The following is a 22,967-nucleotide window of genomic DNA, read 5'->3' on the forward strand; positions in this document are numbered from 1 at the left end:
TCATCTGGAAGCGGTCAATGGCTCGCCATCCAGATACACACAGTCCTTGCCATTGTGCTTGGCGGCATACAGGTTGCGGTCGGCGCACTTGAGTACCACTGACATATCGGCACCCACCGAGAAATGCGTCATACCCGCGCTGCACGTGTAGTGATGGGGCGGCGGGACACTGCCACGAATCGCTTGCAGCAGCCGCGCAGCAAAATCAGTGGCCGCCCCAGGGTCATCCCCCACCAGCAACACGCCGAACTCCTCTCCCCCGATCCTGCCGAAGCTGTCGCTGCCCGGCGTGGCTTTCAGGCAGTGCGCCATCGCACAGAGAATCTTGTCACCGACATCATGGCCAAACTGGTCGTTTTTCAACTTGAAGCTATCAATATCCAGCATCATGAAATAGCCGCACTGCCCCTCGGCGATCACCTTGGCGAAACGTTCGATAAACGCCCTGCGGTTCAGGATGGAGGTCAAGTAATCCGTTTCTGCCAGTTCCCGGAACTCACTCTCGACCAGCAACACAGAGCGCAGGTTCTTCACGTATGAATAATTCAGGATAAAGCCGATCGACACCGACGCCAGGCAGAACATCACCAGGTAAACCTCAACCCCGACGTAGATCGACATATGAACAGCTGGCCACAGCATCGACCAGATCAATGCAGCGCCTATCAAGAAATCCTGGACTGCGATAAAGAGCAAGGCACTGCTCAGCACCAGAATCACCGCCAGCGGTAGAGCAAATACCTGCAATGCCTGATCGGTCTGCATCACCAACGCAAAGCCGCCGGCCAACACCGCCATATAGACCACACCGAACGCCCGCCAGGCCAGGAAATTGGTCAACCGCCGGTGAAATCGACACAACGCTGTCAAACACACGGTAATGAGCACGGTGTACCACCCGAACTCCAGCACCGGATCCACCAAGAGCACCCACCACCAGGCAATCAGGCCTATCCACTCCGCCTGGGCAACAGCGGGCGACAATAACCTCTGCATCCTTGGCCTGAGCTTTAAGTCAGCCGGCATCTCAACACTCCCTGCGCATAAGTTGCCTATATTTTGCTGGCTTGGCCCAATTCGATACTAAGCAGGGTGATTGCAAATGAATACGCCATGAAACGGCGCACCAACTTTACAAAGGGCGGCAATACTTCCAACTGCGTCTTGGAATGCACTTTAAAGCAACCTTTTTCAACACCCTCCTGAACCAGACGAATCACATGGGTCTTGGACACTGAAAGTCGCGTCGCCAGTGAAAGATAAGAAGACGTCCTGAAACTTGCGCCCTGACAGTCCAAGGAACAGGCATCGTTATAAATCGCCAACATCAGCATATGTCCGGCATCGCGGTTAACCAGCCAGTCACATTCAGGCAGCAATACATCGATGGTCAGCTTATTTGAAAGAAGGGTGGCAAAACCTTTGAAATAAAGTGCCAGGAAGGCTCGGTCGTCCAACTCACTCATCCGCTGGACCTGCGCTTCACTGGGGCACATTGGTCCCAGCGGCTGCACCACGGAATTGAGCATCGACCTGACTTCATGGCAGGCCTGCGCCGATGGGCTGAACACTCGGAAACGGCTGTCGTCAGGGTGGCCGGCGACCTTCATGAACCCCAGTGCCCGGAACAGCAGGAAGATCGACTCCAGGCTGTTCCTGGAACAGAAGCCGCGAGCCACGCAGAACGCTTTCACGTCGGACAACAACGGCGCGGGCTTGGAGAAATATTCACTCAGCAGCGTGAAGGACACCATCAAACGGTTGAACTTCAACGCTGTCTTGTAGAAAAACGGTCGTTTTGAATAGGGAACCAGCAGAATGGCGTAGTGCGCGCGAATACTGCATTCAAATTCCCCGTGACGTTCCAACACCCGCGCGGAATGATCCAACGCCCACTTCAACGAACTGACGCACATGAGAAAGAGCCCTGATCAACCTACTGGAATTCACTGATCGATGGCGCAGCACTTCTGCAACCAGGTCTCACAACAACTCACGTCGTAAACACCACCAGTGATGGCGTTTTGCCTCGAGCGCAATGTATCGCGATTAACCCGACAGACATCATCGCTACCAAAATTGTTCCAAAACGTATTGGCTTCCCTAAAACAACCCACTCATACACGCCCATGACAGCTGCGGTGCTTCGCTGCCTTTAAATATATCCAAGCGTTGTGGTGAAACTGTTCAATCGACCTGTTCGCCGATGCCATTGAATCCTGGCGGCACTGGAAGAATTGCGACGACTCTCACGGGAGCCGGTGAGCGCTACTTAAACGATTCAGGCCCTGGGGCGAACCTTTCACCGCGACCCGCGTCCGAGCTAAGGCACCGTTGCCTGCCACTCACCGCGAGGTCTCCGTTTGAAAGCCGCCATCCTCAAAAAGTACCGCCTGATCATCAAGACCATGGGCTACGTTGGCTGGGCGCTGTTCTGGCTGCTGCTGTGGGACGTCGCCGTCACCGTGGACTTCATGCTGTTTCTCACCTACAAGATCAATCTGCCGCTGATGCCCCTGACCCTGCTGGGTTCTGCGCTGGTGGTGCTGATCAGTTTCCGTAACAGCAGCGCCTACAACCGCTGGTGGGAAGCCCGCACACTGTGGGGCGCGATGGTCAACAACTCGCGCAGTTTTGCCCGTCAGGTGCTGACCCTGCTGGACGACCCCGACGACGAAGTGAACCCGGTCAAGGCCACCCTGCTGCGTCGTCATGTGGCCTATGTGAATTGCCTGGCCGCGCACCTCAAGGGCCAGCCGTGCCCCGAAGAAGTCCGCGCGTTTATCCCTGGTGACGAGTTTGCGCGCAACGGCGCCACCAACAACTTTGCCAACGATATCCTTACCGGCTCGGCGGCGTTATTGGCCCGGGAGTACAAGGTCGGTCACCTCGACAGCATCCGTCTGGCGCGGCTGGAGTCGACCCTGGTGGACCTGTCCAACGCCCAGGGCGGCATGGAGCGGATCGCCAACACCCCGCTGCCCTACCCTTACGTGTACTTCCCGCGGCTGTTTATCTCGCTGTTCTGCCTGATCGTGCCGGTGGGCCTGGTGGAGTCCCTGGGTTGGTTCACCCCGCTGGCCTCGACGGTGGTGGGGTTCATGCTGCTGGCCATCGAGCGCATCGGCACCGACCTGCAAAGCCCGTTCAACTCCAGCGAACACCAGATCCAGATGGACACCATCTGCGAAACCATCGAAAAAAACCTGCAGTCGATGCAGCGTGATGCGCTGGGTGGCGAGCGCATCGGTTAAACCCTCCCTCAGCCCTCAAGTGCGTGCCCGCGCAGTCGATATACAGAGGGTACGCATGGGCCACACCCCTTAAAACAACACATGCGACGCTCGACGCTACTGTTTTCTCCTTGCCAAAATTATAAATACCCGCGGGTGAAGTCATGAATATCAAGCAAAAGCTGACCTGGGCGTTTGCCGCCATCGCGTGCGTCCCGGTTATTTTGGTCGCTGTATTGGTTGTACTGAATCTGCGCGAGGGGGCCCAGGCCAATTTCCTCGACAGCAGCGGCCGCGAGATCCGCCAGATCGACAATGGCATGAAGCAGTTCTTCGACGGCATCAGCCAGAACGTCGAGTATGTGGCCAAGGACCCGCGCGTTGTCGCGGCCAAGGACCTCAAGAGCTACGCCGGCGCCGATGCCGCGCAAATCCCCCTCACCCCCACCAACACAGCGCTGCTGGAGATTTTCGACCAGTTCGCCAAGAGCCATCCGAGCACCGCCTACCTGTCCCTGGGCCTCGCCGACGGCGGCTACGCCAGCTGGCCCGACGACACCAAGCTGAACAACTATGACCCGCGCGTACGCCCCTGGTACCAGGCCGCCATCGCCGCGCCGGGTAAAACCGTGCGCACCGGGGCCTACTATTGGGCGCCGGACGACGTGACGCTGATCGGCACCGTGCACACCGTCACCGACGCCGCCGGCAAGATCCTCGGCGTGGTCGGCCTGGACGTGTCGCTCAAGCAGCTCACCGAGTTGGTGCGCAACATCAAGCTCGGCGACAGCGGCTACCTGATGCTGGTGGAAGGCAACGGCAACGTGCTGGTCGACCCCAGCGACGCCAAGCACAATTTCAAGCCCCTGGCCGATCTGGGCCCCAACTACGCCGAGCTGGCCAAGCGCGGCGACGGCGTGAGCCAGATCGATATCGATGGCGTGGCGTACATGGCCAACATGGTCAGCTCCAAAGACCTGGGCTGGCGCTTTATCGGCCTGATCAAGCGCGACGAAGTGATGGCCGGCGCGACCCGCCTTACCTGGTTGATCGCGGCGATTGCCGCCGCGCTGGCCGTGGTCTTCGCGATTGTCGGCGCCAGTTTCGCCAGCGTCATCGTACGTCCAATTCGCGGCGTGGCCGACGGCCTGCAAGAGATCGCCGAAGGTGAAGGCGACCTGACCCGCCAGCTCAAGGTGCAGGGCAAGGACGAAACCGCCAGCCTGGCCGGCTGGTTCAATCAGTTCCTGAGCATGATCGCCCAGTTGGTGCAGCGCATCGGCAACGCCTCGTCCGACCTGCAAACCGCCGCCGCCGACACCAGCGAAGTCGCGCACAACATGAACCAGGCCGCCGGTCGCCAGCGTGAAGCGGTGGAACTGGTAAGCACAGCGTTCAACGAAATGGTGGCCACCGCCAACGAAGTCGCGCGCTCCTGCAGTGCCGCCGCCACCAGTGCCGACGAAGGCTACCGCGATGTGCACGACGGCCAGCAGCACATCGGCGAAGCCACCGGCAGCGTGCTTCAGCTCAGCGAAGACCTGCAACGCTCGACCCAGACCATGCAGCAGTTGGAGCAGGACAGCAAAAACATCAACACCATCCTCGACACCATCCGCTCGATTGCCGAACAGACCAATCTGCTGGCGCTCAACGCGGCCATCGAGGCCGCCCGTGCCGGTGACCAGGGCCGTGGCTTTGCGGTGGTCGCCGACGAAGTCCGCGCCCTCGCCCGTCGCACCGCCGACTCCACCGGCGAGATCGACAGCCTGCTCGGCAACCTCGCCCGTCGCACCCAGGAAGTGACGCAGCAGATGCAAGGCAGCCTGCTGGTGTCCCACACCAGCGTGGAGCGCATCCAGCAGGCCCGCGACAGCTTCGACAAGATCCGTGGCTCGGTGGACTCGATCCGCGACCAGAACACCCAGATCGCCACCGCCGCCGAAGAACAGCACCAGGTGGCCGAAGAGATCAACCGGCACATCGCGCAGATCCATGCCGATGCGCAACTGGTCGAGGGGTTTGCCCATTCGGCGCAGACCGGGTCGGGTCGGCTGACGGATATTTCGGGTCAGCTCAAAGGGTTGGTGGGACGCTTCAAGTTCTGATCCATCCTCCGCAGGGGCCGGCTTGCCGGCTCCACAGGATCGGTCACCCCACCTGAAGCTCCGTGGAGCGCCCGGTGGCCTTGAAGAACACCAACACGACAATCCCCAGCGCAAGCCAGCACGTGCCGCCGACCTTGGCATAGATATCAGAATTGACCAGCACATAGCTGATGATCACAAAGCCGATCAATGGCACCAGCCCATGCACCAACCGACGACCGGCGCCGCGGTAGTGCCAGGCCACGGCGACATGAAGCAGCAGGAACGCACTCAGCGCACCAAAGTTGCACATCGACGCCAGCAGGTTGATCTGTCCCACGAAGAACAAGCCCAGCACCAGGCTCAAGCCCGCGACCAATAGGGTGGCGCGCTGCGGCACGCCGGTGACCGGGTGCACCTGGCTGAGAAACTGCGGCAGTTGGCGATCGCGGGCCATGGCAAACAGCAGGCGCGAGGTGGCGGCCTGGGCCACCAGGGAATTGGCGATGGCGGCGCCGATGGCCACGGCCAGGGCGATCACCACTTGCAACCACGGGCCTGCCACCAGGCGGCCGATCTCGTAGAACGCGTTGTTCGACGCATCGGCATCCGGGTACTGCACCAGGTTGGGCTGCAACAGCGCGGCCAACCAGGTTTGCACCATGAACAATGCCGCTACCAGGGCCAGTGCCCACAAGGTCGCACGCCCCACCGCCCGGCTACCGCCACGGGTCTCCTCCGACAGCGTGGAAATCGCATCGAAGCCCAGGAACGACAGGACCGCCACCGACAATGCGCTGAAGATCAGCGGCAGGGAAAACTCAGCCGGGTTGTACAGTGGCTTCAGGGTCCAACTGGCACCATTCACGCCGTTGCTGATCGCGATACTGGCCAGCACCACAAACACCACCAGCACCACCAGTTGCCCATAAAGGAACAAGCGATTGGCGCGCGCAGTGGTCTGGATACCGCGCAGGTTCACCAGAGTGTTCAGTACCACGAAAAACACGATCCACAATGGCTGAGGCACCGAGGGGATCACATTGGCCATGGCATTGGCACCGATCACATACAGCAACGTCGGCACCAGCAGGTAATCGAGCAGGATCGCCCAGCCCGCAAGAAACCCCAGCTGGCTGTTCAGCCCACGCCCCACATAGGCATACACCGAACCGGCGACCGGAAACGCATGGGACATCTGCTGGTAGCTGATCGCAGTGAACAGCATGGCGACGAAGCCGATCAGGTACGTCAGCGGCACCATGCCGTGGCTGGCGTCGAACACCCCGCCAAAGATGGAGAATGGCGCCAGCGGCACCATGAACACCATGCCGTAGATCAGCAGGTCGCCCAGGCTCAGCTGGCGCTTGAGTTGTTGGGTATATCCGAAACGCGCAAGCTCCGCGCTGTCACCGGGGGTGGAAGGATCGATCATGATGACGCTCCGCAAGGGTTGGACAGAAGCTTCACTCTAGGGCGTTACAGGCCGGCAGCTGTATCCTGAAAAATACTAGGTTTTGGCCTTGGCAGATTGTTTGCTTGGAAAACCGCGCAACCCAACGCCCGGAGGCGCCATGCACACCGACCTGATGCGATTCAGCGAGCAACTCGCCCACACCACGACGCTGGACGCGTGCCTGGCCGAGGTTCAGGCCGCCACCGACCAACTGGGTTTCAAGACGCTGATCTACGATTACGCCCCCGTGCCGGTGAGCCACGAGGGGGCGCTGATCACCCCGTCGGTGTTCAAGACCCTGAATGCCCCGACCGACATGCACACGTTGTGGTGTGAGCGCGGCTATTACCAGATCGACCCGGTGCAGCAATGCGCAGCCCGCCGGACTACGCCATTTGTCTGGTCATTCAGCGCGGACACGCACTGGAACGGCGCCCTCACCGACGCCCATCGCCCGGTGGCTCACTATATTCGCGACTATGGCTTGAGCACCGGACTGACCGTGCCGCTGCACTTGCCCGATGGCGGCTTTGCCACACTGACCGCCATTGTCGACGGCACGCCCGACGGCGCCGAACGACAAGCCCAGCACAACCTGGGCGAGATGCTGGTACTGGCCCATGCCTTCCAGTCCAGAGCCAGCGAGTTGCTGGCGCCGGCCGAACGCTGCTGCACCCACATCCACCTCACCCGCCGCGAACGCGAGTGCCTGCAACATTCGGCCAAGGGGCTTACGGCCAAGGGCATCGCCGCCACCCTCAACCGGTCCCAGGCCACGGTCAACCTGCACCTGGTGGGTGCCGCGCGCAAACTGGGCGCGCGCAACCGCGTGGAAGCGGTGGTCCGTGGCCTGCATTACCGGCTGGTGGAGATCTGAGAACCTATAACTTTTGCCAGTGCCCCTGACGGCACGCTTTGACTAGCCTGTACCTTATTGATCCCCAGGAGGTACACAGCATGCAGGTTCGCGAAGGTTATGCCGAGTTCCGTGGGCACCGGACATGGTTCCGGGTCACGGGCGATCCGGACTCGGGGCGCCTGCCCCTGATCGTTGCCCACGGCGGCCCCGGTTGCACCCACGACTACGTCGACAGCTTCAAGGACCTGGCCGCCACGGGTCGGGCGGTGGTGCACTACGACCAGCTCGGCAATGGCCGCTCGACCCATCTGCCGGATGCGCCCCGCGAATACTGGGTGGTGGACCTGTTTCTCGCCGAACTGAACAACCTGATCGCTCATCTGGGTATCCGTGATTACGCGCTGCTCGGCCAATCCTGGGGCGGCATTCTGGGGGCCGAGCATGCGGTACGCCAGCCGGTCGGCCTCAAGGCACTGATCATCGCCAACTCACCGGCGTCCATGGCGCTGTGGTCCGAGGCCGCGAATGAGCTACGCCAGGCACTCCCTGCGGATGTGCAGGCGACGCTGCAACGCCACGAAGCAGCAGGCACCACCTCCAGCGCCGAGTACCGCGCAGCATCGGACGTGTTCTATGCGCGCCATGTATGCCGCATCCAGCCGATGCCCGCCGAAGTGGCGCGCACCTTCGCTGCCATCGATGCGGACCCCACGGTCTACCACGCCATGAACGGCCCCACCGAATTCCACGTGATCGGCAGCATGCGCGATTGGACGATCATTGATCGCTTGCCTCGCATCCAGGTGCCGACGCTGTTGATTTCCGGTCGCTACGATGAAGCCACCCCCGCAACGGTGCAGCCATTCGCCGACGGAATCGCCAACGTGCAGTGGCAGATATTCGAGGCGTCCAGTCATATGCCCCACGTGGAAGAACGAGAAGCGTGCATGGCCTGTGTGGCGGCATTTCTGGAACAGCAACCGAGCTAGCATGCCGGGTCAAGCCGTGGGCCGTGCGGGGGTGTTCTCACCCGCGCGCGCGGCTGATCCGCCAACTCGCCAACTGATAAAGCCCCAGTAAACCGCCCGCCAGCAGCAGTGTCCATTGCACACTCAGCGCCGCCGCCAACAAGCCTGCAACTAACCCGCCGATGGCTTCAAAGCCGAAGCGCATGGCGATATAGAACGCGATCACCCTGCCCCGCAACGCTTCGGGCGCGGCGCTTTGTAGAGTCATGTTGCTGCTGACATTGCTCGCCGTGATGCCAAAGCCCAACCCCGCCAGCGCAACCAGCGTGAGCCACAGCGGTGGGTCGGCCGCCACCGCGCATAACGAAACCGCACAGACCACCGCGCCCATGGCGATGATGCGGCCCAATCGTGAGGTGCTGCCAGCGAAAGCGAGAAAGATCGTGGCCACAAAAGCCCCCGCGCCCGCAGCGCCCCATAGCCAGCCCAGGGTCTGCGCGTCGCCGCTGAACGTGTGCTTGGCCAGAATCGGCAGCAGCACCGTGTAGCAGGAGGCGAGCAGATTCACCATCACCACACTGATCAGCAAGCGCCGAATGGACAGTGTGCCCCACAGGTAGCGCAGGCCTTCGCGGAAAATCTCCCCGGTCGACCCCTTTGCCCGCACGGGCGCACGACTCTGCACCTTGCCCAGCCCGATCAGCAACATACCGAAGGCGATAGCGGTGAGAAGGAAGCAACCGGCCTCACCGCTCCAGTTGATCAGCAAACCGGCCAGCGGTGGGCCGATAAAGCGCGCGGCGTTGATCAGCATTGCATTGAGCACGAGGGCATTGGGCAGGTCGTTGGGGTCATCGACGAAGCTGGCGATCAAGGCCTGGCGCAGAGGCGTTTCCAGGGCGTTGAGCAAACCCAGCAGAAGCGCCATGGCGATGATCACCTCACGGCCCATCCACTGCTGCCAGGTCAGCACGGCCAGGGCCAGCGATTGCAGGGCCAGGGCGGCCTGCACCGCCATCAACAGGCGACGCTTGTCGTGGCGGTCGGACCAGGCGCCCGCCAGCGGCCCGACCAACAGCTGCGGCAACAGCGTCAAAAACGCAATGGCCCCCAGCAGTACGGCCGAGCCCGTCAGGTGGTAGGCCAGCCATGACAGCGCGACCTGTTGCACCCACTTGCCCAGGGTCGAGAGACCCTGACCGACAAAGTAGATCTGGAAATTGCGATGGCGCAGCGCGCGCATGGGCGTGGGCCATCGGGAGGTAGACGCAGGATTCAAATAAACTCACAGCCCTTTTGTTTCAGGGATTCAAGGACCCAGGAGCGGTCGTTTTCGCCCAGTGCAATCTGTTCCAACTGCTTCTGTTCGGCGGCATGTTTGGCACTGGCGCGATCATACACCTCACCGACCTGCTCGAACGGCACGCAGAGCAATCCATCTTCATCACCGATCACCAGATCGCCCGGTTCGATCACCATACCGGCCAGGGCAATCGGCACATTCACCTCGCCAGGTCCGTCCTTGTAAGGGCCGCGATGGGTGATACCGGCGGCGAACACCGGGAAATCCCCGGTGCCGATGCTGGCTGCGTCGCGAATCGCGCCGTTGATCACAATACCCGCCACACCTTTCTTGATCGCATAAGCCACCATCATCTCGCCAATCAGCGCGTTGCTCAGGTCACCGCCGGCATCCACCACGATCACGTCGCCGGGCTCAGCGATGTCCAGCGCGTGATGCAGCATCAGGTTATCCCCCGGCCGCGCCTTTACGGTGAGCGCCGGCCCGACCAATACGCCCGTGCGATGCATCGGTTGCAGGCTTGCGCCGCCGGCGGTAAGGCGGTGCATGGAGTCACTGATATTGGCGACAGGCACGCTCCGGTAACGCTCGACCCACTCAACGGCGACCTTGCGTTGCTGCTTGAGCACTCTGAATCCGATGGACATGGGGTATTCCTCTGATGATTTTTGTTTGTTTTGAAACGCCATTTCGAAATTAACACCACAAATTCAAATCAACAAGACTCAAGCCCAACCCAGGCATCAAATGACCAGCGGTACCACTCCTGAAAAACCAGCAGAAAACCCTACCTGGCAAGGTTGGGTACTGTATTTGGCCGATTTTAAAGCGACGATAAAAAAATTATTTATTGCAACGCCGTTTCATTATGATAATTTCCAGTCACTACCGCACACCGACAAAAACACCAAGGTGCACAGAAATGACCCGAACCCTCCTGCTGACCGGCCCGGAATTGACCGCCGACGCCATGACCCACGCCGCCTCCCACGGCGTGCGCGTCATCCCTACCACCCCCTACGCACCGGCCGATGAACTCATCGCGATCATTGCCCGCGAACAACCGGACGCAATCATCGTGCGCCAGGGCCAACTGACCCGGGAGATGATCAACGCATCGGCCGCACTGAAGATCATCGCCAAGCACGGCGTCGGCTACGACAGCATCGACATCGCCGCCGCCGCCGAACGCCAGATCCCGGTGACTATCGCCCTGGGCGCCAACGCGCAATCGGTGGCCGAACACGCCTTGGCATTGATGTTCAGCGTGGCGCGCCAGACCGCCCTGCTCGACGCACGGATGCGTGACGGGCATTGGGACAAAGCCACTTCAGTGGGCATCGAGCTGTCCGGCAAGACCCTGGGCTTGGTGGGCCTGGGAAGCATCGGACGAATCCTGATGGAACTGGTGGCGCCGCTGCGCATGACCATCAAGGTGTTCGACCCGTACTTGCCGGAACTGCCGAATGTGGAGCGCGTCGACGACATTGATGACCTGCTGACAAGCTGCGATATCATCAGCCTGCATTGCCCACTGACCGAACATAACCGCAACCTGTTTGGCGCGGCGCAGTTCAAGCGCATGCGCCCCGGCAGCCTCCTGATCAATACGGCGCGCGGTGAACTGATCGACACCGAAGCCTTGGTCCACGCCCTGAGCACCGGGCAGATTGCCGGCGCCGGACTCGACACGTTCAACCCCGAACCCCCTCCCGCCGATTCGGCGCTATGGGGCCTGCCTACCCTGGTAGCCACACCGCATGTGGGGGCCAATACCGCCGAAGCACGGGACCGAGTGGGCCTGCTGGCCCTGCAACAAATCATCGATTTCTGGGACGGCATCGCGCCGCCGCCGCGTGCTGTGGTCAACCGCCACCTCTACGCACACTGACATCTCCCGCCGGTTACATGCGGGCTCATCACGCATCTCCAAAAAAAACAATACGGGAGAGAGTCATGCCTATCAGTTCTACCGACATCAGCGCCATCGAGCGCTCAACCATGCGCAAGGTGGCGTGGCGACTGCTGCCGTTCCTGATCCTTTGCTACCTGCTGGCGATCATCGACCGCGGCAACATCGGCATGGCCTCGCTGCAAATGAACCAGGACCTGGGGCTGACCCCGGCGATCTTCGGCTTTGCCAGCAGCCTGTTCTTTGTCTCGTACTTCCTGGTGGAAGTGCCTAGCAACCTGGCCTTGCAGCGCTTCGGCGCACGGGTGTGGATTGCGCGGATCATGATTACCTGGGGCCTGATTTCCGCCGGCACAGCGTTTGTCACCGGCGCCAACTCGCTGTATGTGATGCGCTTCCTGCTGGGCGCGGCCGAGGCAGGATTCTTCCCGGGCGTGCTGCTGTACCTCACTTACTGGCTGCCAGCGGCATACCGTGGGCGCATGGTCGCGATTTTCATGGTGGCGATTCCCGGCGCCAACTTCATCGGCTCACCACTGTCCGGCTTGTTGTTGAGCCTGGACGGCTGGTTCGGCATGCGTGGCTGGCACTGGCTGTTCATCATCGAAGGCATTCCCGCTGTACTGCTGGGCATCGCCTGCCTGTTCGTGCTGACTGATCGCCCGGAACAAGCCAAATGGCTGAACCACGAGCAGCGCCACTGGCTCACTGGCCGCCTCGACGAAGAGCGCAACCGCAAGACCGCCATCGGGCATATCTCCCTGTGGAAACTGCTGCGCCACAAGCACATCTGGGTGCTGGCACTGATCTACTCCGGCGCATCGGCGGCCGGCAGCACAATGAGTGTATGGGCGCCGCAACTGCTCAAGACATTTGGCCTGGACAACCTGGAAATCGGCATGGTCAACGCCATCCCCTACGGGCTCGCGTCCATCCTGATGATTGTGTGGGGCCGCAGCTCCGACAAGACCGGTGAACGCCGCTGGCATACCGCACTCACCCTGCTACTGATCACCGGCGGGTTGCTGCTGGCGCTGGTGACCTCTTCGCTGGTCGCCACGGTGTTCATGTTGTCAATGGTGCTGATCGGTGCGTACTCCATGAAAGGACCGTTCTGGGCGCTGGTCTCGACCTGGCTTTCATCCTCCACCGCAGCCGCTGGCCTGGCCGCCGTAGGCGCGATGGCCAACCTGATAGGCGGCGGCATCATGGTCAACGTGTATGGAACCATTCATCACGCCACAGGCAGCTACGCCCTTGCATTGCTGCCGCTGGCGGCGCTGTGTGCCGCTGGTGCGATCATGGTCTTGCTGATGGGGCGCAAGCAGATGAGCGAAACGGCGCAACTCAACAAACCTGCCAGCGCGACCTGAAAAAGCGGGAGGGGCAGCACGATGATTCGACTGCCCTTCTCCCCACCGCTTTGACCGCGCCGACCAATGGCAGTATTTTGCAGCCTACCCGCCCACCCCCTCACAAGGAGCAACCCATGGTAAAAACCCGCCCACGCCCCGCAGTCACTGGGGTGGCCTCGGCTGATCGGGTGCTCACCGTGCTGACTGCCTTCCGCATGGGGGATACCGCCCTGGAACTGGCCGAACTCGCCGCACGCACCGGACTGATCAAAAGCACCATCATGCGTTTGATGGTTTCGCTTGAGAATCACGGCCTGATCACCCGCCTGGCCGATGGTCGCTATCAGCTGGCCACCGAAATCATGCGCTTGAACACGGTGTACCAGGACGGCCTCGATCTTGAACGCCACATCACTCCGCTGCTGCACCGCCTGACTCAGGAAACCGGCGAAACCGCTTCCTTCTACGTACGCCACGGCGCTTATCGGATGTGCCTGTACCGCGTGAACTCCCCTCACCATCTGCGCCTGCACCTGCAACCCGGGGACACTCGCCCCATGGACGGCGCCGCCGGAGCCGAGGCGTTGCGCACACCCTATGCGCTGGCCGCGAAAATGATCAAACCGATTTTCTCCCATGGCGCCACCGACCCCCATGCCTCGTCCATGGCCCTGCCCATCTTCGGTCCAGGGGAAAACCTGATCGGCGCACTGGTACTGTCCGGCCCCGCCAGCCGCCTGACCGCCGAACAGGCGCAGACGCTGCACCCTTTGTTCCAGCAAGCCGCCGTCGAACTGACCCGCAGCCTGGGCGGCGACGCACTTGCCAGCACCGAGGCCCCGCAAAAAAAGCTGCGCGGCAAGAAATCCGACTAAAACGCCGGCCTGCCAGGTGCGAGACGCATCGCACCTCGAGCGACATTCGACCACACGCCATCATCGCAGCACCTGTAATAGTCTATTGCAGGACTCCAATGTACTAACCAGTTACTTATCTTGCTAAAATCGCGTCTTTGCCCTCTCACATTCGAGTCCTATCGACATGAAACGAGCATCGCGCGCCACTGGCGTCTCTAGAATCCTACTGCTGGGCCTGGGCGTGATCATCGCCCTGCTCGGCCTCGCGCTGGCCATTGGCGGCGGCAAACTGGTGAGCCTGGGAGGCTCCTGGTACTTCTTGATCGGCGGTGCGGCCATGGCCGTTTCCGGCTTGCTGATTGCCCGACGCAAGCCGGCGGGCGCGTGGCTGTTCGCGGCCTTCCTGGTCGGCACGGCTCTCTGGGCGGTGGCGGATGTGGGGCTGGTGTTCTGGCCGCTGTTCTCCCGCCTGTTCATGTTTACGGTGATCGGCCTGGTGGTAGCGCTGCTGTACCCGCTGCTGGTCAACCGGCCTGCACGTGGCGCCTATGGCGTGGCGGCGGTATTGGCGGTGGCCGTGGCCGTGGCGGCGGGCAACATGTTTGTCGCCCACCCGAGCGTGGCACCCACCGGCACTGGCCCAGGCATCACGCCGGTGGCCGCGGCCGACGCACAGAAAGACTGGGCGCACTACGGCAACACCGAAGGCGGCAGCCGCTTCGCCGCGCTGGACCAAATCAATCGCGACAATATCAATAAGCTCAAAGTGGCCTGGACCTACCACACCGGTGACGTCGCCCTCAGCGACGGCAACGGTGCCGAAGACCAGCTCACCCCGCTGCAGATCGGCAACAAAGTGTTCATCTGCACGCCGCACAACAACCTGATCGCCCTCGACGCCGACACCGGCAAAGAGCTGTGGAAGAACGAGATCAACGCCAAATCGGCGGTGTGGCAGCGTTGCCGTGGCATGGCCTACTTCGACGCCACTGCGCCGATTGCACAGCCTACCCAACCGAACAGCTCACCGATCATCGCCGCCAGCGTGCCCGCCGGTGCGCAGTGCCAGCGCCGCTTGCTGACCAACACCATCGATGCACGCCTGATCGCCGTGGACGCCGACACCGGCCAGTTCTGCGAAGACTTCGGCACCCACGGCCAGGTGGATTTGAAAGCCGGCCTGGGCAACGTGCCGGACAGCTACTACCAACTGTCCTCGGCACCGCTGATCGCCGGCACCACCGTGGTGGTCGGCGGCCGCGTGGCCGACAACGTGCAGACCGACATGCCCGGCGGCGTGATCCGTGGCTTCGACGTAATCACCGGCCAGATGCGCTGGGCGTTCGACCCGGGCAACCCGGAAGACAAAAAAGCCCCGGCCGACGGTAGCACCTACGTGCGCAGCACGCCGAACAGCTGGGCGCCAATGTCCTATGACCCGCTGATGAACACCGTGTTCTTGCCGATGGGCAGCTCGTCCACCGACATCTACGGTGTGGAACGCACCCAGCTCAACCACAAATACGGCGCGTCGGTACTGGCACTGGACGCCTCCACCGGCACGGAAAAATGGGTGTACCAGACCGTCCACAATGACCTGTGGGACTTCGACCTGCCGATGCAGCCCAGCCTGATCGACTTCACCCCGCCGGGCAGCGACAAGGCTGTGCCTGCAGTGGTGATCGGCACCAAGGCCGGGCAGATCTACGTGCTCGACCGTGCCACCGGCAAGCCGCTGACCGAGGTGAAGGAAGTGCCGGTCAAGGCCGCCAACATCCCTGACGAACCCTACTCGCCCACCCAGCCAAAATCGGTCGGCATGCCACAGATCGGCGCGCAGACCCTGACCGAATCGGACATGTGGGGCGCCACACCGTTTGACCAGTTGCTGTGCCGCATCGACTTCAAGGGCATGCGCTACGACGGCCTGTACACCGCGCCGGGCACCGATAAATCCCTGAGTTTCCCGGGCTCGCTGGGTGGCATGAACTGGGGCAGCATTTCCACCGACCCGGTGCACGGTTTTATCTTCGTCAACGACATGCGCCTGGGTCTGTGGATCCAGATGATACCCTCGCAGAACAAGGCCCAGGCCGCGTCGGGTGGCGAAGCGCTGAATACTGGCATGGGCGCCGTGCCACTCAAGGGCACGCCGTATGCGGTGAACAAAAACCGCTTCCTGTCGGTGGCCGGTATTCCGTGCCAGGCGCCGCCGTTCGGCACCCTGACTGCGATCGACATGAAGACCCAGAAAGTCGCCTGGCAAGTACCGGTCGGCACCGTCGAGGACACCGGCCCCCTGGGCATCCGCATGCACCTGCCGATCAAGATCGGCCTGCCGACCCTCGGCGGCACCCTGTCGACCCAGGGCGGCCTGATCTTTATCGCCGGCACCCAGGACTTCTACCTGCGCGCCTTCAACAGCGGCAATGGCGAGGAAATCTGGAAGGCCCGCCTGCCCGTCGGCAGCCAGGGCGGCCCGATGACCTACGTATCGCCGAAAACCGGCAAGCAGTACATCGTCATCACCGCCGGTGGCGCACGCCAGTCCACTGACCGTGGCGACTACGTGATCGCCTACGCCCTGCCTTAACCCCCCTGTTCGCGCGGCGCCTCCCCGGCGCCGCGCCTTGTACCTGGAAAAACCCGCATGACCCCCACTTCTCATATTGCCCTTGGGCGCCTGTTGCTGGGCCTCGCCCTGGGTGCCGCCCTGCCCGTACAAGCCGATGACACCACCCTGACCGGCGACTGGGGCGGCCTGCGCCGTGAACTCGACGCACAAGGCATTCGCTTCACCGGCGACTACAGCGGCGAGACCGCCTACAACGCCCACGGCGGCCAGCACCGCTCGGCGCGCTACTCGCAGAACCTAAAGCTCGGCGTGCAGTTCGACCTGGGCAAGCTCTACGGCTTGAACAATGGCGACCGCATCCAGCTCACGATCAATGACCGGCGCGGCAACAGTGCGTCCGAGGACCTGGTGGGCAACCGCCTGCCGATCCAGGAAAACTACGGCGGTCTCTACACCCGCCTCACCGAGTTGAGCTACGAACGCACGCTGTTCACCCCGGCGCTGAACGTCAAGCTCGGCTACATGGCCATGGGCAATGACCTCGGCGGCCTCGACAGCGGGATCTTGTGCAACTTCATGAACGCCGGGTTCTGCGGGCACCCGCTGAACATGTCCGGCGGCAGCGGCTGGACCAACTACCCGAATGCACGCCTGGGTGCGCGGGTGAAATATGACTTCTCGCCGGCCTGGCAATTGCGCGTTGCCGCCTTCAACGTCGACCCGCAAAGCAACGGCAACTCCAGCCGCGCCTGGCGCCTGGACCCCAAGCACACCACTGGCACCGTAGTGCCCATCGAATTGATCTACAAACACGCCGGCAGCCTGCCGGGTGAATACAAGCTGGGCTATTACTACGACAGCTCCGACGTGAAACGCATCGGCAGCACCAGGAAGGTCAGCGGCCGCGGTGGTCACTACCTGCTGATCGACCAGGCAGTGTGGGCCTCGGACTCATCCGCCGGCCGTGTGCTGCACGCCTTCGGCCAGTATTCCGCCGCCAGCGAAGCGGCCTCGCCGTTCAGCAAGTGGTACGGCGCAGGCGTGGTGCTGTACAAGCCGTTCGAAGGCCGGCCGCGTGACACCCTGGCCCTGGGTTATGGTCGCGCCGTGCCGAACCCGCGCAGCCGCGAGGTACAGGAACTGGCCGCCTTCAAGGCCGGGACCGACTATCCCGACCTGAACAATGCCGAACAACTGATCGAACTCAGCTACGGCTACCAGGCCACCCCCTGGCTGACCCTGCGCCCGGATGTGCAATACATCATCGAGCCGGGTGCGTTTTCCGGTGACAACATCGACAACGCCCTGGTGCTGGGCCTGCAGGTCAAGGCGGTGTTCTGAAGCGACTCAGTCGTCTGATGGCAACGCCCTGTTCGCCTGCTCGAGCGCAGTGATGCGCTCGACTTTCCTCCCGGAGCGCTCCGCTTCGAACTCCGATTCCAGGAACACTTTGACGATGCTCTTGGCCAGCTCGGGCCCGATCACCCGCGCACCGATGGACAGGATCTGCGCATCGTTGCTCTTGCGTGCGCGCTCGGCCGAATAGGTATCGTGGGCCTGGGCGGCCCGCACACCCTTGATCTTGTTGGCGGAAATCGCCATGCCGATGCCGGTGCCGCAGATCAACACACCCAGGCGCTGCTCACCCGCGCCCACCGCCGTGGCTACGGCTGCTGCGATGTCCGGGTACAGCACCGGGCTGGACGAATGGCAGCCAAAGTCCTCGACCCCATACCCCAGGCTTTCGATAAAGCGCTTGAGCATTTCCTTGAGCTCAAAGCCTGCCTCGTCGCATCCGATGGCCACCGAAAACATCGTTTGTGCACCCATTACTGTTTCTCCATCAGACCGATCAAATGATCACTCACTGAAATTATGCACAATCATTAGCGGACGATCAGCCCACCGCTGTCAAGGCTTATTTCAAGGCGACAGCCCACTAAAACGATAAAAGCACGGGCGAACACTGTGCCAAACCATTGACAAAGCCGGCCCGAGCAGTTTAAACATATGATCACTATCCGATCATATGATCAGGCTGTTGGATAAGCCTACCTAATAAGAAAATCAGCAAGAGGACACACCGATGGCCCCGCCATTACTGCTCCACGCTGAACAAGTTTCCAAGGCCTACGCCGGGGTCCCTGCCCTGCGCGACGGGCGCCTCTCCCTGCGGGCCGGCAGCGTGCACGCACTGTGCGGCGGCAATGGCGCCGGCAAATCCACCTTCCTCAGCATCTTGATGGGCATCACCCAGCGTGACGCCGGCAGCATCCTGCTCAACGGCCAGCCGGTGCAGTTCGACCGCCCCAGCGCAGCCCTCGCCGCCGGGGTGGCGATGATCACCCAGGAGCTGGAACCCATCCCCTACATGACCGTCGCCGAAAATATCTGGCTGGGCCGCGAGCCACGCCGCGCCGGCTGTATCGTCGACAGCAAGGAACTGAACCGACGCACCCGCGAACTGCTGCAAAGCCTGGAGTTCGACGTGGACGCCACCAGCCCCATGCATCGCCTGAGCGTGGCGCAGATCCAACTGGTGGAGATCGCCAAGGCGTTCAGCCATGACTGCCAGGTGATGATCATGGACGAACCCACCTCGGCCATCGGCGAACACGAAGCGCAAACCCTGTTCAAGGCGATCCGCCGCCTGACCGCCCGTGGCGCCGGGATCATCTATGTGTCGCACCGCCTGAGTGAACTGGCGCAGATTGCCGATGACTACAGCATCTTCCGCGACGGCGCCTTTGTGGAAAGCGGGCGCATGGCCGATATCGACCGCGCCCACCTGGTGCGCGGCATCGTCGGCCAGGAGTTGCAGCGCATCGACCATAAAGTCGGCCGCGAATGCGCCGCCGCCACGTGCCTGGATGTCAATGGCCTGAGCCGTGACGGCGAGTTCCAGGACATCAGCCTGCAACTGCGCCAGGGCGAAATCCTCGGCATCTATGGGCTGATGGGTTCGGGCCGCAGCGAATTCCTCAACTGCCTGTATGGCCTGACCCTGCCGGACGCCGGCAGCGCCACCCTGCAAGGCCAGCCCCTGCCCACCGGCACCCCGGCGGCGACCATCCGCGCCGGCATGTCTCTGGTCACCGAAGACCGCAAGGACAGCGGCCTGGTGCTCAGCGCCAGCATCCTCGCCAACATCGCGCTGTCGGCCTACAAGCAATTGTCGAGCTGGTCGGTGATCAATGCGCGCAAGGAACAGGCCCTGGCGCAGAGCATGGTCAAGCGCCTGCAGATCAAGATCTCGTCCCTGGACCTGCCGGTGGAGTCCATGAGCGGCGGCAACCAGCAGAAAGTGGTGCTCGCCAAATGCCTGTCGACCCAGCCGATCTGCCTGCTGTGCGACGAACCCACGCGCGGCATCGACGAAGGCGCCAAGCAGGAGATCTATCACCTGCTCGACGAATTCGTGCGCGCCGGCGGTGCGGCCATCGTGGTCTCGTCCGAGGCGCCGGAACTGCTGCACCTGAGTGACCGCATCGCGGTGTTCAAGGGCGGCCGCCTGGTGACCGTCAGCAGCGACACCGCCCTTTCCCAGGAAGCCTTGTTGAGTCTTGCCTCATGAACAGTAAAGTCCTCGCCGCACCCGTCACTGCCGCGCCGCGCAACCGCCTGCGCTTGTCCCTTGACCGCTTCGGCCTGCCGCTGGTGTTTATCCTGCTGTGCCTGGTGATGGCGTTTTCCAGCGAATACTTCATGACCTGGCGCAACTGGATGGACATCCTGCGCCAGACCTCCATCAACGGCATCCTGGCCGTGGGCATGACCTACGTGATCCTCACCAAGGGCATCGACCTGTCGGTGGGCTCGATCCTGGCCTTCGCCGGCTTGTGCAGCGCGCTGGTCGCCACCCAGGGTTATGGCCTGCTGGCGGCGGTGAGTGCGGGGATGTTTGCCGGGGCCATGCTCGGCGTGGTCAACGGTTTCATGGTAGCCAACCTGAGCATCCCACCCTTTGTCGCCACCCTCGGCATGCTCAGCGTGGCGCGGGGCATGACCTTTATTCTCAACGACGGCAGCCCGGTCACCGACCTGCCGGACAGCTTCCTCGCCATGGGCATCGGCAAGCTGGGCCCCATTGGCGTGCCGATCATTATCTTTGCGGTGGTCGCGCTGATCTTCTGGATGGTGCTGCGCTACACCACCTACGGGCGCTACGTGTACGCCGTGGGCGGCAACGAAAAAAGCGCGCGCACCTCCGGCATCGGCGTGCGCAAGGTCACGTTCTCGGTGTATGTGATTTCCGGCCTGCTGGCGGGGTTGGCCGGGGTGGTGCTGGCGGCGCGCACCACCTCGGCCCTGCCCCAGGCGGGCGTGTCTTATGAGCTGGATGCGATTGCGGCGGTGGTGATCGGCGGCACCAGCCTGTCGGGTGGCACCGGCAGCATTGTCGGCACGTTGTTTGGCGCGCTGCTGATCGGTGTGATCAACAACGGTTTGAACCTGCTCGGGGTGTCGTCGTATTACCAACAAGTGGCCAAGGGATTGATCATCGTGCTTGCGGTGTTGATTGATGTCTGGCGCAAGAAAAAACGCTAAGTGGAGTGTGTGCAATGTCCAATTTCTGGAACCAGGCGTTCGACCTCACCGGCCGTTGCGCCGTGATCACCGGGGGCGCCGCCGGTATCGGCCTGGCCTGTGCCCAGTTGCTGGTGGAGCGCGGCGCCCGGGTGGCGTTGCTGGACCGTGACCCGGCGGTGGTCGAAGTGGCTGCCAGCCTCGGCGCGGGTCATGTGGGGCTGGTGGCTGACCTGCGCCAGCTCGATTCGCTGCAGGCCGTCGTCGACCAGGCCGCTGCCGGGCTCGGGCGCATCGATTACCTGGTCAACAGCGCGGGGGTCGCGCTGCTCGACAAGGCCCTGGACGTGGATGAAAACGCCTGGGACACCACCCTGGACATCAACCTCAAGGCCAGCTTCTTCGTGGCGCAGGCCTGTGCCCGCTACATGATCGAACAAGGCGGCGGGCGTATCGTCAACCTTGCCTCCCAGGCCGCCGTCATCGGCCTGGACCGTCATGTGGCCTACTGCGCGAGCAAGGCCGCCGTGGTCGGCATGACCAAGGTGCTGGCCATGGAATGGGCGCCCCACGGCATCAACGTCAACGCCGTGTCACCGACCATCGTCGAGACCGCCCTGGGCAAGAAAGCCTGGGCGGGCGAACTGGGCGAACGGGCCAAATTGCAGATTCCGGTGGGGCGCTTCGCCCAGCCGGAAGAGATCGCCGGCCTGGTGCTCTACCTCGTCAGCGACGCGGCCAGGATGATCACCGGGGAAAACGTAGTGATCGACGGCGGCTACAGCATTCAGTAAGCCGATTCCAGACGAATAAGAACAAGGAAACACCCAATGAATCGAGTCATCAATGATGCGGACCTGGTGGTCGAGGACATGCTCGCGGGCATCCTCCTGGCGCACCCGGAACTGGTGCAGTACGAGAGCAACCCACGGGTCATCCGCAAACGCACGTCCTCACCGGCCGGCCAGGTCGGTATTGTCACCGGCGGCGGTTCGGGGCACGAGCCGGCGTTTCTAGGCTATGTCGGCCCGGGGCTGGTGGATGCGGTGGCGGTGGGCGAGATTTTCTCTTCACCCACCGCCAAGAGCTTCTTCGACGCGTTCCGTGCCGCCGACCAGGGCGCGGGCGTGGCGTGCCTGTATGGCAACTATGCCGGCGACAACATGAACGTGAAGCTGGCGATGAAAATGGCCGCCAGCAAAGCCATGGACATCCGCACCGTGGTGGCCAACGACGACGTGGCCTCCGCCCCGCCCGCCGAAATCGCCAAGCGGCGTGGCGTGGCCGGCGAGATCTTCATGTGGAAGATCGGCGGTGCCGCCGCCGCCCAGAGCTACGACCTTGACGGCGTGATCCGCGTGGCGCAGAAGGCCGTGGACCATTGCCGCTCCATCGGCGTGGGGCTCACGCCCTGCACCATTCCGGCGGTAGGCAAACCCAACTTCCAGATTGCCGACGGCCTGATGGAACTGGGCATCGGCCACCATGGCGAACCCGGTATCGAAGTGGTGCCAGTGGAGTCCGCCGCCGCCATGGCCGAGCGCATGCTTGCGCCGATCCTGGCAGACCGCGACTTCACCCAGGACCAGAGCGTGGTGGTGCTGGTCTCGGGCCTGGGCGCCACGCCGGTGATGGAGCTGTATATTTTCTACGCCGAGGTCGAGCGCCAACTGCGCGCCAAGGGCCTGCGCATACACCGCTGTTACGTGGGCAACTATTTCACGTCCCTGGAAATGATGGGCGTGACCCTGACCCTGCTTGGCCTCGACGCCGAGCTGAGCCGTTTGATCGACCAACCTTGCCGCTCCATCGGCATGACCCAGTCGGAGTGAAGC

The 22,967-nt window shown here is 62.4% G+C and carries 18 protein-coding genes and 2 pseudogenes; 14 read left to right on the forward strand and 6 right to left on the reverse strand.

What is annotated here, in order from left to right; genetic code table 11:
- Together BM110_RS15205 and BM110_RS15210 are read right to left on the reverse strand one after the other, a co-directional pair.
- Positions 1-1,026, reverse strand: coding sequence for a GGDEF domain-containing protein (locus BM110_RS15205; RefSeq protein ID WP_093513745.1), 1,026 nt, complete (start codon positions 1,024-1,026; stop codon positions 1-3).
- Positions 1,027-1,052: 26 nt separating this feature from the next.
- Positions 1,053-1,901: a hypothetical protein gene (locus BM110_RS15210; RefSeq protein WP_256575418.1), complete on the reverse strand. Its 849-nt coding sequence runs from the start codon at positions 1,899-1,901 to the stop codon at positions 1,053-1,055.
- Positions 1,902-2,363: 462 nt separating this feature from the next.
- Here BM110_RS15210 and BM110_RS15215 point away from each other — a divergent pair, with 462 nt between their 5' ends.
- The 3 genes and pseudogenes from BM110_RS15215 to BM110_RS30155 form a co-directional block, all read left to right on the forward strand.
- On the forward strand, positions 2,364-3,254 hold the full coding sequence (locus tag BM110_RS15215) for a bestrophin family protein (RefSeq protein WP_092246044.1): 891 nt from the start codon (positions 2,364-2,366) through the stop codon (positions 3,252-3,254).
- A 143-nt stretch (positions 3,255-3,397) separates the two neighbouring features.
- Positions 3,398-4,477: pseudogene (locus BM110_RS30150) on the forward strand (cache domain-containing protein); the annotation flags it as partial.
- Positions 4,478-4,798: 321 nt separating this feature from the next.
- A pseudogene (locus BM110_RS30155) lies at positions 4,799-5,341 on the forward strand (methyl-accepting chemotaxis protein); the annotation flags it as partial.
- A 43-nt stretch (positions 5,342-5,384) separates the two neighbouring features.
- Here BM110_RS30155 and BM110_RS15225 read toward each other — a convergent pair.
- Positions 5,385-6,755, reverse strand: coding sequence for an APC family permease (locus BM110_RS15225; RefSeq protein WP_093127995.1), 1,371 nt, complete (start codon positions 6,753-6,755; stop codon positions 5,385-5,387).
- A 139-nt stretch (positions 6,756-6,894) separates the two neighbouring features.
- Here BM110_RS15225 and BM110_RS15230 point away from each other — a divergent pair, with 139 nt between their 5' ends.
- Both BM110_RS15230 and BM110_RS15235 read left to right on the forward strand, forming a co-directional pair.
- Entirely contained in the window at positions 6,895-7,653 is a 759-nt protein-coding gene (locus tag BM110_RS15230; RefSeq protein WP_071491469.1) for a helix-turn-helix transcriptional regulator, read from the forward strand.
- Between the two features lie 80 nt (positions 7,654-7,733).
- Complete coding sequence (locus BM110_RS15235; protein ID WP_092246050.1) at positions 7,734-8,624, forward strand: proline iminopeptidase-family hydrolase; 891 nt, start codon at positions 7,734-7,736, stop codon at positions 8,622-8,624.
- A 37-nt stretch (positions 8,625-8,661) separates the two neighbouring features.
- Here the strand turns inward: BM110_RS15235 and BM110_RS15240 are convergent, their stop codons facing one another.
- Positions 8,662-9,846: an MFS transporter gene (locus BM110_RS15240; RefSeq protein ID WP_093513747.1), complete on the reverse strand. Its 1,185-nt coding sequence runs from the start codon at positions 9,844-9,846 to the stop codon at positions 8,662-8,664.
- A gap of 32 nt (positions 9,847-9,878) precedes the next feature.
- Positions 9,879-10,553 (reverse strand): RraA family protein, encoded by a 675-nt coding sequence (locus BM110_RS15245; RefSeq protein ID WP_071491471.1) that lies wholly within the window; start codon positions 10,551-10,553, stop codon positions 9,879-9,881.
- Positions 10,554-10,828: 275 nt separating this feature from the next.
- On the opposite strand from BM110_RS15245, the gene BM110_RS15250 reads away from it, so the two are divergent.
- From BM110_RS15250 to BM110_RS15270, 5 genes are all read left to right on the forward strand, one after another.
- Positions 10,829-11,797 (forward strand): hydroxyacid dehydrogenase, encoded by a 969-nt coding sequence (locus tag BM110_RS15250; protein ID WP_071491472.1) that lies wholly within the window; start codon positions 10,829-10,831, stop codon positions 11,795-11,797.
- Between the two features lie 65 nt (positions 11,798-11,862).
- Positions 11,863-13,191: an MFS transporter gene (locus BM110_RS15255; RefSeq protein ID WP_093513748.1), complete on the forward strand. Its 1,329-nt coding sequence runs from the start codon at positions 11,863-11,865 to the stop codon at positions 13,189-13,191.
- A gap of 116 nt (positions 13,192-13,307) precedes the next feature.
- Complete coding sequence (locus tag BM110_RS15260) at positions 13,308-14,048, forward strand: IclR family transcriptional regulator (protein ID WP_071491474.1); 741 nt, start codon at positions 13,308-13,310, stop codon at positions 14,046-14,048.
- A gap of 166 nt (positions 14,049-14,214) precedes the next feature.
- Positions 14,215-16,623 carry a glucose/quinate/shikimate family membrane-bound PQQ-dependent dehydrogenase gene (locus BM110_RS15265; protein WP_093513749.1) on the forward strand — a complete coding sequence of 803 codons (2,409 nt, stop codon included), beginning with the start codon at positions 14,215-14,217 and terminating at the stop codon, positions 16,621-16,623.
- A gap of 57 nt (positions 16,624-16,680) precedes the next feature.
- The gene (locus BM110_RS15270; protein ID WP_092246063.1) at positions 16,681-17,946 is read left to right on the forward strand and encodes a carbohydrate porin; all 1,266 of its coding nucleotides are present in this window, start codon (positions 16,681-16,683) and stop codon (positions 17,944-17,946) included.
- 6 nt (positions 17,947-17,952) lie between these two features.
- Here the strand turns inward: BM110_RS15270 and rpiB are convergent, their stop codons facing one another.
- Positions 17,953-18,435 carry a ribose 5-phosphate isomerase B gene (gene rpiB, locus BM110_RS15275; RefSeq protein ID WP_170856088.1) on the reverse strand — a complete coding sequence of 161 codons (483 nt, stop codon included), beginning with the start codon at positions 18,433-18,435 and terminating at the stop codon, positions 17,953-17,955.
- A 256-nt stretch (positions 18,436-18,691) separates the two neighbouring features.
- Here rpiB and BM110_RS15280 point away from each other — a divergent pair, with 256 nt between their 5' ends.
- From BM110_RS15280 to BM110_RS15295, 4 genes are read left to right on the forward strand one after another with little or no spacing between them, the layout of a single operon-like run.
- Positions 18,692-20,179 carry a sugar ABC transporter ATP-binding protein gene (locus BM110_RS15280; RefSeq protein WP_071491478.1) on the forward strand — a complete coding sequence of 496 codons (1,488 nt, stop codon included), beginning with the start codon at positions 18,692-18,694 and terminating at the stop codon, positions 20,177-20,179.
- Entirely contained in the window at positions 20,176-21,153 is a 978-nt protein-coding gene (locus BM110_RS15285; RefSeq protein ID WP_076954377.1) for an ABC transporter permease, read from the forward strand. Before BM110_RS15280 ends, BM110_RS15285 begins: the two co-directional genes overlap by 4 nt.
- 14 nt (positions 21,154-21,167) lie before the next feature.
- The gene (locus BM110_RS15290; protein WP_071494914.1) at positions 21,168-21,926 is read left to right on the forward strand and encodes an SDR family oxidoreductase; all 759 of its coding nucleotides are present in this window, start codon (positions 21,168-21,170) and stop codon (positions 21,924-21,926) included.
- Positions 21,927-21,962: 36 nt separating this feature from the next.
- Positions 21,963-22,964, forward strand: a complete 1,002-nt coding sequence (locus BM110_RS15295) for a dihydroxyacetone kinase subunit DhaK (protein ID WP_093513750.1) — start codon at positions 21,963-21,965, stop codon at positions 22,962-22,964.
- The last annotated feature ends 3 nt before the right edge of the window (positions 22,965-22,967 follow it).

The organism is Pseudomonas sp. NFPP28, assembly GCF_900115535.1.
GTDB lineage: Bacteria > Pseudomonadota > Gammaproteobacteria > Pseudomonadales > Pseudomonadaceae > Aquipseudomonas > Aquipseudomonas extremorientalis.

Bases quoted from the DNA above. Each gene is read 5' to 3' on its own strand.
- BM110_RS15285 (WP_076954377.1), top strand. From the start codon at position 20,176: ATGAACAGTAAAGTCCTCGCCGCACCCGTCACTGCCGCGCCGCGCAAC.
- BM110_RS15250 (WP_071491472.1), top strand. From the start codon at position 10,829: ATGACCCGAACCCTCCTGCTGACCGGCCCGGAATTGACCGCCGACGCC.
- BM110_RS15225 (WP_093127995.1), bottom strand. From the start codon at position 6,755: ATGATCGATCCTTCCACCCCCGGTGACAGCGCGGAGCTTGCGCGTTTC.
- BM110_RS15235 (WP_092246050.1), top strand. From the start codon at position 7,734: ATGCAGGTTCGCGAAGGTTATGCCGAGTTCCGTGGGCACCGGACATGG.
- BM110_RS15240 (WP_093513747.1), bottom strand. From the start codon at position 9,846: ATGCGCGCGCTGCGCCATCGCAATTTCCAGATCTACTTTGTCGGTCAG.
- BM110_RS15270 (WP_092246063.1), top strand. From the start codon at position 16,681: ATGACCCCCACTTCTCATATTGCCCTTGGGCGCCTGTTGCTGGGCCTC.
- rpiB (WP_170856088.1), bottom strand. From the start codon at position 18,435: ATGGGTGCACAAACGATGTTTTCGGTGGCCATCGGATGCGACGAGGCA.
- BM110_RS15255 (WP_093513748.1), top strand. From the start codon at position 11,863: ATGCCTATCAGTTCTACCGACATCAGCGCCATCGAGCGCTCAACCATG.
- BM110_RS15260 (WP_071491474.1), top strand. From the start codon at position 13,308: ATGGTAAAAACCCGCCCACGCCCCGCAGTCACTGGGGTGGCCTCGGCT.
- BM110_RS15265 (WP_093513749.1), top strand. From the start codon at position 14,215: ATGAAACGAGCATCGCGCGCCACTGGCGTCTCTAGAATCCTACTGCTG.
- BM110_RS15295 (WP_093513750.1), top strand. From the start codon at position 21,963: ATGAATCGAGTCATCAATGATGCGGACCTGGTGGTCGAGGACATGCTC.
- BM110_RS15230 (WP_071491469.1), top strand. From the start codon at position 6,895: ATGCACACCGACCTGATGCGATTCAGCGAGCAACTCGCCCACACCACG.
- BM110_RS15290 (WP_071494914.1), top strand. From the start codon at position 21,168: ATGTCCAATTTCTGGAACCAGGCGTTCGACCTCACCGGCCGTTGCGCC.
- BM110_RS15205 (WP_093513745.1), bottom strand. From the start codon at position 1,026: ATGCCGGCTGACTTAAAGCTCAGGCCAAGGATGCAGAGGTTATTGTCG.
- BM110_RS15245 (WP_071491471.1), bottom strand. From the start codon at position 10,553: ATGTCCATCGGATTCAGAGTGCTCAAGCAGCAACGCAAGGTCGCCGTT.
- BM110_RS15280 (WP_071491478.1), top strand. From the start codon at position 18,692: ATGGCCCCGCCATTACTGCTCCACGCTGAACAAGTTTCCAAGGCCTAC.